This window comes from Pseudoalteromonas sp. BSi20311 (assembly GCF_000239875.1).
In the GTDB taxonomy this organism is placed as follows: Bacteria; Pseudomonadota; Gammaproteobacteria; order Enterobacterales; family Alteromonadaceae; genus Pseudoalteromonas.
Window position 1 is genome coordinate 1 of sequence record NZ_BADU01000036.1, and the last position, 11216, is coordinate 11216.

Sequence of the window (11216 nt, forward strand, 5' to 3'; positions counted from 1 at the left end):
GTGCAGCAGTTAAAAAGCTGCATGATGAAACGCAACAAGTTGCCACCGCCATGACGCAAATGAATGCAACAATTCAAGACGTTGCAAATAGCGCAGAAAATGCCGCCAGTTCAGCAAGTGATTCAAATAATAATGCTAAAGCCGGTGAAAGCATGGTGAACGAAACAGTTCACGCGGTTGATAACCTTACTAAAGAAATTAATCAATCAGCCTCTGCAATTGAAAAGCTACAAGCCGACAGCGAAAATATAAGTACCATATTAGATGTTATCAAAGGCGTATCTGAACAAACAAACTTATTGGCATTGAATGCCGCCATTGAAGCCGCAAGAGCGGGTGAGCAAGGCCGAGGTTTTGCAGTCGTTGCTGATGAAGTAAGAACCTTAGCACAACGAACTAAAGAGTCGGCCGCCAACATAGAACAAATGATCGATAAGTTTCAATCCGGAATATTAACCGCCATTGAGGTAATGACCAAAAGCCAACAACAAACAGACTTAGTTGTTGAAAAAGTGAGTAAAACAGGTGAAACCCTGCGAACAATCAATGACTACAGCAGCGCAATTAATGATATGAACGCGCAAATAGCCTCAGCCGCTGAGCAACAGGCCGTGGTTGCAGATGAGATCAGCCGCAACGTTGTTAATATTAAACAAGTAACAGAGCAATCATCAGCTGCAACTGAGCAAACATCAACAGCAAGTAACGAAATGGCAATACTAGGCAATAACTTATTAAAATTGGTACAACAGTTTAAAGTGTAAGTACTGGGCTTCTCATGCTTTCAAGCTGAGTAGTGTTCGAAAGCTAATTTAGCAGTACAAAGCACTAAAAGCATAGGTAATAAAAGGAGCTCAAATTGCAGGCATGAATGACTTGTGGTCACCTGCAAACGAGCCCTTTTGGCTGCTGCCGGTGAAGAGGTAAAAACTTACACAAGGTTTTCCTCTCTTAAATTAAACTTTTAATTAGATTAGCTGCCCAACAAAATTAACACTATTATGGGCCAAAATAGGAAATACCAAACTTCCTGTACGCTCTCTTAGCCAAAGATAAACACGCCGACTTGACCGTAACCTTCTAATGGGTGACCATTTGGTTTTTATGGGTACATAGTTAAAAAATTCCATTAGCCGTTACGGATATGACTGTATTGATAACAATACTGACTATATAAGCCCCTACAAAAAGCATAGCGAATACTGAAACGGCTCCACCTCCTGTATATCCGGCTTTAGCTTTTTCTACCATTAAAACATAGATGCTCAGCCCTATACTCACCTTAAACCACAGCCAGTAATCGTTACTAAATAACGGTATTGCTGCAAAAGCAACAATCGGTACTAGTATTTTACCTTCTTCGTTTTTGTGTAAAAAATAAAAAGCCATAACAGCAATATATAAAAATGGCGTTACATCACTCTTATAAACAACTTCCTTATAAATATAAAATTAAAATAAATAAATTTTAACTATTGTACTTATTAATCAGTACTAAGCACTTAATAACGTCATTAATTGTGTTTACTTTTTAGCTGTGCAATATTAACTCACTATAAAGCGCAAGGAACGCCAGCTCATTAGCGAACTTGATATAAAAATTAAAGGATGAACATGATAAAGCCATTTTACACGAGCTGCTTATTAGCTCTTACTCTATTAATACCCAACCAAGCTAAAGCAGAGCCTACAGCTTTACAGTACCAGCAAATCCTTAATGATACCCTTTCAGCCAGTGAGCCTGGTGTGTCGGTGATAATAAGTAAAAATGAAAAAACTGTTTTTAAAGGAACCCGAGGGCTTGCCAACCTTGAACACAACATTCCACTTACCAATCAAAGTGTTTTACGATTAGGCTCTATTTCAAAACAGTTTACCGCTGCTGCAATTATGATGCTGCAAGAGCAAGGTAAATTATTAACCTCTGACAATATTCATAAGTATGTTCCAAGCTTTCCTACTGAGGGTAACCTCGTCACAATAGAAAACTTACTGACCCACACATCGGGAATAGCAAATTATACCGATGACGACGACCTATTCGATAAAGAAATACAAGTACCTGCAAGCGTTGACGACACGCTAGCGCGTTTTGCCAAGCACCCTATGGTTTTTAAACCAGGCGAAGCAATGGCTTATTCAAATACAGGTTATTCACTACTTGGTAAAATAGTTGAAGTAGCAAGTGGGCAATCTTATAAAGAGTTCGTTGAACAAAATATTTTTAAAAAACTGGGGATGACACAAAGTAGCTACGAAGGGCAAGAGCTTATTCCTCACCGCGCAGCTGGATATGAACAAACAGCGCAAGGCTTTATAAACACAAGTTATATTAATATGGATTGGCCCTATGCCGCAGGGGCCCTTATATCTACTCCAACTGACTTAAATATTTGGTTTAGTGCATTATCGTCTGGCAAGCTTATTAGTAAAGCAAGTTATGAGAAGATGGTCAGCCCTTTTAAACTCAACAACGGCAGCTTTTCATCCTATGGTTACGGCCTAATTGTTAAGCCTTTTAATGACTATACGGTAATTAAGCACACCGGTGGAATAAATGGCTTTTTAGCACATGCACGCTATATACCCGAACAAAAACTATACGTAGCCGTACTCGCTAATTCAAACCATATAAACCCTATTTTTATAAACGAAAAACTCACAGCTAAAGTACTAGGTATAGAACTACCAAAATTTAAAAGCGTAAATGTAACAGCGGAGCAACTATCACCCGTTTTAGGCGATTACCGTATTAATAAAAATACTTCTCGCAGCCTAATTTATGAAAATGATGTTTTATATTCTCAGCGCACTGGTGGAAATAAAATAAAGCTAATCCCCATGTCTAAAAATAGTTTTTATTACCCTAATTCAAATAACTATTTAGTCATTGAAAAAAACAGCCAAGGGAAATTAATAATGAAATATTTTAGTGGGTTATCAACCACGCCGAGTGAGGCAATTAAAATTTAAGATAATTATAATGACACCCATTCTGATTTATCTATTTTTAATGTCTGAAGTCAAGATTTGACCCCCTTTGGTTCGAATTTAAATAATAAGAACACTTAGCTTTTGAATAAAAAGATCAAGAAAGCACAGCAACCTGCTTGACCGGAACTTTCTAATGGGTGGCCAAGCCAACTATGCCACTACAATATACTTATGGCTAGATTAATTTAGCAACTTCTTTATACATCATTCACTTTAAAAATAACTAAAGAACAAAAATATGATTTTAAAAGAATCTTACCAAGTCCAGAGACCGGCCAGCGGCAGTCCCTCTTTGACTGCTGTCGCCAGCGCGACAAAATCTTGAATAAGGTTTTTAATTATAGATACCTTGTTTGTTTTTACTCTTTATGAGTTAATTACTAAAACGTGTTTTTATTAAAATATATTGACGGAGCGATCTCTTATGGCTAGTATTGTCAACAACACGCCCGCCAAGCCTCTTTTGAATGCTCAAATTGCGCGGGCTTTTTTATGTCTGCTTATTACTAATATTAAGAAGGCATAATGACTCAATTCAATAAACCAGCCATCACTGTAAACGAACAAATAACCCTTTTACAAAGTCGCGGTCTACATATTCTACAGCCTGACCGAGCAGAAAAATACTTAGAAGTAATCAGCTTTTTTCGCCTTAGTGCGTATATGCGACCTTTCCAACAACCTAAAGAAAGACAAGAAATTGAACACCAATTCAAAGACGGGGTTGAGTTTAAAAAAATAGTTGATCTGTATGCTTTTGATAGGGAGCTAAGGCTTCTTATTATGGATGCTGTAGAGAGAGTTGAAGTAGCCATCAGAGCCACTCTTAATAATGTGATGGGCATAAAGTATCAAACTGAGACTGATGAGTGCAGTGGCTCTCACTGGTACTTAAATGAAAGTCTATTCAAAAGAACTTACCAGCATAAACGCTTACTAAAAGAAGTTGAGGATAAGCAAACAAAAGAATTTAATGCTCTCCAAAGAGATATTAAGAAAATTGAACGTAACTCAGCTAATGATGAAATAAAGCAAGAACGTATAGAAAAAAGGGTTAGAGAGAACTATCCCCGCTTTTACCATTATTCATATGATAAGCCTAGATTGATGCCTGGGTGGGCGATGGCTGAAGAGCTAACCTTTGGGAGTATTTCACATCTTTATAGAGGGCTTGCAAAAGATATAGATAGAAAAGAAATTGCAAAAAGGTTTGAGTTGCCTCAAGAAGTATTTGAAAGTTGGCTACATACTTTAAATTTCATAAGAAATTGTTGCGCGCACCATAGCCGTCTCTGGAATAGAGAATTAGCTATCCAACCTAAAGTACCCCGTGGTGTCATTTGGCAATTACCTGGTAGATTAGAACCTAGCAAAATTCAACCAAATCGACGTATCTACATGATCATACTAATGTTAGCATATTTAATGAAACAGATTAGCCCTGATAGTCAATGGAATAACAAAGTGAAAGCTTTGATCTTATTGCATCCTGAAATTCCGTTGTTTCCTATGGGCTTCCCAGATAATTGGCTAGAGCACGAATTCTTTATCTAATAGGTTTTTAATAAAAAATTAAAAATCTATTATCTCAGATCTTGCATTTTGCCAAGACAAAACACCAATCTCACGTTTAACACCCTCCCCCGTCATCACGCCCTGAAAATAAGCAATTGATGAGTAATGTCGCGCATGGATGCGCGATAAGGCGAAACTAGGCCATGGATGGCCTATCTTCGCCGTTTACGTTCACATCAATTGTGGTTTGAAGGATTGAGCGTGATGCTCGGGTGCGCTGAGAGTGTCCAGAGAGGGGTCAGCGGCAGTCCCTCTTTGGCTGCCGTCGCCAGCGCGACAAAACCTTGAATAAGGTTTCTAATTTCTAGAAGCACGAAACGCATCAACTTTACCTGTAATAGTAATTTCAAGCATCTACTCAGGCTAAGGCAGCGCGTAAGCAAGCTGTGCGCCTACAATAAATAACACACACTCTTGGTTTTTGAGCTAGTAAGTATATTTGTGATTTGTTGGGCTTCGTTTCACTCTATCCAACCTACATTTATACAATTAACGTTAATCACCACGCACAAAAAAGCCGCTGCATTACTGCAACGGCTTTTATAATTTTGATAAATCCCACTCTACAATGGAAATTTTTTCATGTGATCTCGGAATTAAGTGGGTTAACTCCATAAATACCTACTAAAGCTTGTGAAACCATATTTTGTAATTAAGATGGTTAACTCTTAGAATTTAATCGTCATTAATAATATATCGTTTTTAATTAAGTTGGTTAACTTCAATTATAGAAATTGTTCAGTTAACTGTGATAATTCAAGCTTAATTTCTTCAGAGCGTTGAGTATCATTTGTTTGTCTTAACTCTGCAACCAATTGTGCAATTTGAGTATCTTTCGATTTTGCGGCTTTCATTTTTTTAAGTACGTCTTTCAACCTATCCAATTTGCATAGTTTGATTGTTCTACGTCCTTTTGGTGAAAGCCCCTCATATATTGCATCTGCATGCCTCTCAATATGCTGGCTATAATCATCAAAGTGAGCATGAACAATGCTCACATTAATACCATCTGTTGGATAAGCTGTAATAGGTACACTTAAAACAGGCTTAGTCCATTTATTGGTGTTACATCCCGGACATGACAAAGAAAGGTTATTCGGATGAAAAGTGTACTCTGAATATTCACTTTTAGGCACTATATGCTCTATATCGACTTCCTTTATGTCGAAGCCTAATTCCCATTTACAATAGCAACAAAGGTTTCCTTGTTTGGGTCGCAAATCATTTTTAACCGCCAGTTTAATTCCGTCAAAACATGACTTACTCCAATCTGTATGAGTTACAAACCGATCAGAAATCAGTTGAAGCTCTTGCGCTTTGAAAGAATATGGTGAAAGAATTCTATCAGTCATTACGCAACCTTAACTTTGTAAGTTTAGAAATAACATCATAAAGCGGGTCTACTGGTTTTAAATTAGGTAATACCTTCTTAACTTTGAGACATAAGTCATGATATCTATCGGAGTGCTTTTGACCATCTGCCAGCAATTGCAATAATTCAGTCACAATAGCGCTAAGGTAATAATTTCTTGTAGAAGGCATATCGAAGATGTTTAACAAAACATCTTCAGCAGACATACCGTTGGTATTTTCATCATAGTAATCAACATCAATCCGATTACCCTTAGAGCTTTTAAAATGAACTATATTTGAACGACCATTAGGTAAGTCTGAAATTAAAAAATGTGAGTGTGTCGCTACTATGATATGGCAACCTTTTACTGATTGTAGCAACTTATCAATTAACTCAATGTAACGATATTGCCATGATGGATGTAAACTAATTTCAGGTTCATCAATAAGAATCAAGCTATCGTTCTTTAAGTTGGGTACTAATCCGATTAAGGTCGATAATATACTTGCTTCTCCTGAACTTGCGTCTGTGTAGTTAAACTCACCACCATGCTTCTTGTAGAGTTTTACCTGCATACTTTTTATTAAGTCTAGCTTTCGTAGATCATCAAACACCCGATATCTAGATATCTCACGGTGAGATATTACGTGATCCGAACGACTAATATTTTCTTCAGAAAAGTTGATTACAAAATTGAATTCACCACCGCGATTAAAATTTTGCTGTTCAAAAGCATATCGATAAGCATCAGCAAGCTCATCCCAGTAATACTCAGGTGAAGATAAAAACCTGCTATATGTCCCTTGCCTGATACCACTTCGGTTTTCACTCCGCATAGCAATGAAGCTCTTTAAGTTTTCACCATCAATTGACTCAATACTATCCTTCAATTCAACTGGCACTCGTACCTTATAAGCCAGTTTTAAGACGGGTTCATACTTCAAATAATTAAATATTTCGTTGTATTGATAAAAATTACTTTTTTCTTCAAAACCTGACATGAGAAACGAAATAGCCTTATCCATTAAAGCTCTATTTGAAGAACCACCAACACGCCCTCTAGGACCTAAATAACAGTATTGCTCACGAATGATATTAGGATTCGCTTGTCTACTAAAACTGGAATCCGAGGGGAATTTATCAGATAAGCTGGTCGTAATAGCTATTAGTTTCTGTGGATTGTTAATTTTATCTTGCAAAGAAAAGTTTTCATGTCCGACATTTCGCTTCCTATACGAATCAACAATACCTCTTAGAAAGCGGCTCTTTCCCGTTCCATTATTACCAATTACAACAGTAAAATAGTTATCCTCACTATCATTACCATTAGTTAATTTAACTAATGGTAGTTGTAAGTTTTTATCATCCAATTTGAATTTTTTTAATCTAAAAGACATCCGATTCCCCCATCCTAAATTTATTCGTAAATATAACAAGTTAGATAGTATTCGTGAACTATTAAGACAATGAATACAAAAACTCAGGATTACCTCCATACTTTTAGTATTGTTTTAAATCGTTTTTAACTACCATGAGTTATGGCTATCTATAAGGGCATCCTCATGAACACGATAGTGAAAGACTGGCAAATAGTTTCTGTTTTAGACAAAGGCGAGCTTGTTGGAGATGTGCTCTGGGGAATTTGTGTTGATGATTCGACCTATCGATTCTCCAAAGGAGATTACGTCTGTACATCTCGGATCGTAAAAACAAATGAGCAGTTAATTAAAACCGCTAGCGGCAGTATCTATCAAACTCTAGGTGAAGGCACTAGATGTCAGATTTTATTAAAAGACTTTGAGTTGCTCCGGCACGGCTTTAGCCCACAACAAATTGAAAAATTGAATCAAACTCGTCCCTATCAACTGCATTAAATTCGTGAAATCTGCTACTTACCTAAGTATCGCAAAGCTCGCGGAATGGGTGACGGTAGGTGCTGCTCCAACCAACACTTATCATGCTTATACAACCACATATAAGAAGCTCCACAATTCGCTCTTACCTCTTTTTGCCGACATTGAGGATGACACTGACAAAACGAGTCTATCTCTTGTCTGCACTGCTGCCTCTTATTGTTAAATCGGATAGCTTTTCGCAACGTTACCAACTCACTGAATTTTCCTAATATCAGCTCAACTGCACCTTGTGAAATACCATGCTCCTTAGCAATTACCTCTGTTGGGATACCAACCATCAGCTTGCGCCAAATATCTCGCTCATCTACAGAAAATATCTTTGAGGGGCGCTTATCCACTGTAATCTGGTTGTTAGCTGCAACTTTTTTAATGTAAGCAATACTTTTGCCTGTTTGTGCTGCGATTTTTCTCATACTACCACTATCTTTTAAGTGTTTGATAATGAGTGAGTTATCAATGAGTGAGGAAGGGCACTGAGCTTGCTCTTTGGGCGTTTTAATCTCTTTCACAGGTTGAGCCTCCATCGCAGCTTTAAACCTTTCCCACGAGCCAAATAAACAGTGAATAAAAAAGTAGTATTTCAGTGGATGGTACTGGTTATGCGGCTTATAAAATAGATTCGCAGGATAGCTACCGCGCCTTAAGCCGCATGCTAATCGTTTAAAATGGGCACAATCTGAAAGCTTTCCTAACTCTTCAATCATCAGTGGCTCCAGCAATCGCTTTCTAATATTGCCACAGGCCGTCACCATGCCCATTTCAAATAATCGGTTTTTAAGTACGCGCACTAAGTCACTTTTTGCAAAAAAAATCGGCTCATCGATAAACGTCATTGCGATACAAGTAGAAAGATTGAACTCATTTGCACTGGCTTCAACAACTTCACTAGGCTCTGGTTGCGCAGCAAAGGAACGTATACGTTTTTCTGAGTGAAGCATTAAGCCATGCAAAGGGCAGCAAGTCACACCTGCCAGTTGATGAATTACATGCCAATACGCAAATCCATGCTGTGCTTCATCATACGTCACACAGGCAGGGCACGATTTAAGGACAGGTTCTGTTAACAAGCGGTTTGCTACCATGCCATAACGGGAGTGCATATAGGCAGTATTACCACTGAGTAAATCAGTTTGAAGTTGCTGGTACTGGGCTTGGGTTTGAAAAGGTCGGTAGTAGTTAATCCCGGTCATGAACTGAACGATCCATTGTTCATCCACACAAGAGCTTTGTGCCAGTTTTGCGATATAGGAAGGAAATTCGGTGCTGGCTAATTCGGTTTTTATCTGAAGAGCTTTTAACGATTGGTTGCGAAAGCTCGGATAACCAGAGTAACTATGCGCACGCGCTACCCAGCTAAAAACCGTTTCACCTTTAATTGGTGTGGGGTAATAAACTGGATAGCTCATAGTTGATTAGCTCATCAAATTCGGGATATTTTCAATCTCACCAAATAACATCCTTATCATCAGCAAGTGACATATCGGTAACGTGAGTTTGTCCTTGTATGCTAAATACGACACGAATAATTCTCGGAATTTTCGGTTTCCCTGATAACCGTCAAGTATCAGAAGACGCTCATATAGCTCAGGTGCAAAGTAGTTATCCAACGCTCGTTGTGCCTCAGCAATTATTAGGGTGTCCTTGCGTGAAGAAACGTTTGTGAACGTATCTAATCCAATATAGTCCCGATAGGCGCGTTGCAGTCGCTGCAAGTTCAAGTTTGGAAACTCATGTTTGAGCAGCTTTGTGGATGTCCTTAATACCCAATCGATATCATCATCCATGTAACCATCAAGGTTATCGTAGCCCATATCGCACTTAGGACAGTTGCTACCATGCGGTAAACCAATACTATTGAGATAGCGCCCAGAATCATGACATCTATCACAAGCGATAAACAACGGTGTCTGATGCTTAACGCAATAACTCATACCAGCTAATTGATGCTCAATGTGATAGTAAGTTTCACCAATAGTGTCCATATCCTCCTTAACGCACTCCGAGCAATGCCGCCAATGGGCAGCATACTTAACGCGATTGATATTGTTAACAAACAACGGCTTATCGCCAGATTGTTTTAACAGTGTTGCTGGTAAGAATGGAGCGTAATACTGATAAAGAGTGTGTCTTCCTAAAAACGTTTCATAGTCGATGCTAGGCGAAAATGCATCGTAAACATCTCGATATAGGGGCCTCAATACATAATGTGGCACCACCGCCTTATAATCACTTGAGATGGGGTTGGTCGCGTTATCCCATCGCCTAATACCTGAATATTGATGATGTCTAACCATCAAGCTGATGACATGCTCACCCTCAAACGGATATGCATTGATTTGTGGTTTGCGTACTACACTGCTCATGATTTCACTTCACCCAGCTTGGCAGCAATTTCCTGCCGACTTAATCCTGATAAATTTCTAAAATCATCTGCTGGTATCAACGTACTTTTAGCCGATGGCATATCAATCACTACGCCTTCATCACTCATACCCGGTGGATTAGGTACATCACTGTCAATACAATACTTTTCAACAACGTCCGCTGTACTCATATCTTCACCCGCTTTTGCAGGGTTAAGTAGCTTGATATGCGGTTTAATCAAATCCTCAAATGTGCTTACTTCACCTTCCCTCAACGCATGAAGTGCGTCCGCCAACAGGTAAAATTGATCGGCATAGACATCACGAATAAGATCTACTGAAATAGTTTCTAATCCAGAGTAAATCGCTTCTTCATAGCAAAGCTTTATCAGACGAATGAATAGTGCGGGAATACCGCAACTATAGAAATTTAACGCTGAGGTTATCTCATCAGTGAACGTGAACGGATTCCGCAGCAAGTGAGGCTTGTAATAGCACTGCACGTAGTAATTCCAAAACGGATTGGCAATGTGTTTTTTGGTAACAGGATCATACACAGTTGTCTCAATTCCATCACAACGCTCAGATATACCTGATGAAATACGTCTAGAGGTAGACATGGTAGTTTGGAATAAAGGCCACGAGGCATAGGTGCCTGCCACAATCATCGGAATGCCAATGCTATTAAAAAACGCGTCGATAAAATTCAGTGTTGAGCGGTTTTCATCTTTAGCATCATTACTGTCATAGACGCAGCGCTGTATTTCATCAATGAAAACAATGCCAATATTGTACTTCATTGCCACTTTCTTTGCCTCAATCACAAAAGCTGAATTATTCGCCTTGGAACCTTTCCAAAGCTCGTAATGGCTAGAGCCTAGTAGCTGGTCGATTGCGAAGAAAAAATTAAGGATAAAACCCTTTTTGGTTTTAGTCGCGGGAGCCTCAAACTTGACATAAACAACCTGCTCCTTGCGAAACAGATTACCTTTATATTCATTGTGTTCGATAACC

10 protein-coding genes and 1 pseudogene are annotated in these 11216 nt (G+C 38.6%); 4 read left to right on the forward strand and 7 right to left on the reverse strand.

The features are described 5' to 3' along the window. On the forward strand, nucleotides 1-764 hold a 764-nt coding region (locus P20311_RS03200; protein WP_036984746.1), incomplete at its 5' end, for a methyl-accepting chemotaxis protein. 204 nt (nucleotides 765-968) lie between these two features. On the opposite strand, the pseudogene P20311_RS19515 reads toward P20311_RS03200, so the two are convergent. Continuing rightward, a pseudogene (locus P20311_RS19515) lies at nucleotides 969-1058 on the reverse strand (CPBP family intramembrane glutamate endopeptidase); the annotation flags it as partial. Nucleotides 1059-1116: 58 nt separating this feature from the next. Continuing rightward, the gene (locus P20311_RS03205; protein WP_008109600.1) at nucleotides 1117-1389 is read right to left on the reverse strand and encodes a hypothetical protein; all 273 of its coding nucleotides are present in this window, start codon (nucleotides 1387-1389) and stop codon (nucleotides 1117-1119) included. 225 nt (nucleotides 1390-1614) lie between these two features. Between P20311_RS03205 and P20311_RS03210 the strand changes: the two genes are divergently transcribed. Next, a complete protein-coding gene (locus P20311_RS03210; RefSeq protein ID WP_008109602.1) occupies nucleotides 1615-2973 on the forward strand; it encodes a serine hydrolase in 1359 nt (452 codons plus the stop codon). A 546-nt stretch (nucleotides 2974-3519) separates the two neighbouring features. Continuing rightward, nucleotides 3520-4548, forward strand: a complete 1029-nt coding sequence (locus P20311_RS03215) for an Abi family protein (RefSeq protein ID WP_008109603.1) — start codon at nucleotides 3520-3522, stop codon at nucleotides 4546-4548. Nucleotides 4549-5294: 746 nt separating this feature from the next. Here the strand turns inward: P20311_RS03215 and P20311_RS03220 are convergent. Both P20311_RS03220 and P20311_RS03225 read right to left on the reverse strand, forming a co-directional pair. Further along, nucleotides 5295-5921, reverse strand: coding sequence for an HNH endonuclease (locus tag P20311_RS03220; RefSeq protein ID WP_008109608.1), 627 nt, complete (start codon nucleotides 5919-5921; stop codon nucleotides 5295-5297). Then, nucleotides 5914-7320, reverse strand: coding sequence for an ATP-binding protein (locus P20311_RS03225; RefSeq protein WP_036984751.1), 1407 nt, complete (start codon nucleotides 7318-7320; stop codon nucleotides 5914-5916). The genes P20311_RS03220 and P20311_RS03225 overlap by 8 nt, the downstream gene beginning before the upstream one ends. Before the next feature lie 165 nt (nucleotides 7321-7485). Between P20311_RS03225 and P20311_RS03230 the strand changes: the two genes are divergently transcribed. Next, nucleotides 7486-7797: a hypothetical protein gene (locus P20311_RS03230; RefSeq protein ID WP_036984753.1), complete on the forward strand. Its 312-nt coding sequence runs from the start codon at nucleotides 7486-7488 to the stop codon at nucleotides 7795-7797. Between the two features lie 14 nt (nucleotides 7798-7811). Here the strand turns inward: P20311_RS03230 and P20311_RS03235 are convergent, their stop codons facing one another. From P20311_RS03235 to P20311_RS19030, 3 genes are all read right to left on the reverse strand, one after another. Continuing rightward, nucleotides 7812-9245, reverse strand: a complete 1434-nt coding sequence (locus P20311_RS03235; protein WP_008109613.1) for a TnsD family Tn7-like transposition protein — start codon at nucleotides 9243-9245, stop codon at nucleotides 7812-7814. A 6-nt stretch (nucleotides 9246-9251) separates the two neighbouring features. Then, nucleotides 9252-10202: a TniQ family protein gene (locus tag P20311_RS03240; protein WP_008109615.1), complete on the reverse strand. Its 951-nt coding sequence runs from the start codon at nucleotides 10200-10202 to the stop codon at nucleotides 9252-9254. Next, on the reverse strand, nucleotides 10199-11216 hold a 1018-nt coding region (locus P20311_RS19030; protein ID WP_036984757.1), incomplete at its 5' end, for a hypothetical protein. The genes P20311_RS03240 and P20311_RS19030, both read right to left, overlap by 4 nt.

Coding starts and splice junctions, on each gene's coding strand:
- P20311_RS03205 (WP_008109600.1), bottom strand. CDS start 1,389: ATGGCTTTTTATTTTTTACACAAAAACGAAGAAGGTAAAATACTAGTA.
- P20311_RS03210 (WP_008109602.1), top strand. CDS start 1,615: ATGATAAAGCCATTTTACACGAGCTGCTTATTAGCTCTTACTCTATTA.
- P20311_RS03215 (WP_008109603.1), top strand. CDS start 3,520: ATGACTCAATTCAATAAACCAGCCATCACTGTAAACGAACAAATAACC.
- P20311_RS03220 (WP_008109608.1), bottom strand. CDS start 5,921: ATGACTGATAGAATTCTTTCACCATATTCTTTCAAAGCGCAAGAGCTT.
- P20311_RS03225 (WP_036984751.1), bottom strand. CDS start 7,320: ATGTCTTTTAGATTAAAAAAATTCAAATTGGATGATAAAAACTTACAA.
- P20311_RS03230 (WP_036984753.1), top strand. CDS start 7,486: ATGAACACGATAGTGAAAGACTGGCAAATAGTTTCTGTTTTAGACAAA.
- P20311_RS03235 (WP_008109613.1), bottom strand. CDS start 9,245: ATGAGCTATCCAGTTTATTACCCCACACCAATTAAAGGTGAAACGGTT.
- P20311_RS03240 (WP_008109615.1), bottom strand. CDS start 10,202: ATGAGCAGTGTAGTACGCAAACCACAAATCAATGCATATCCGTTTGAG.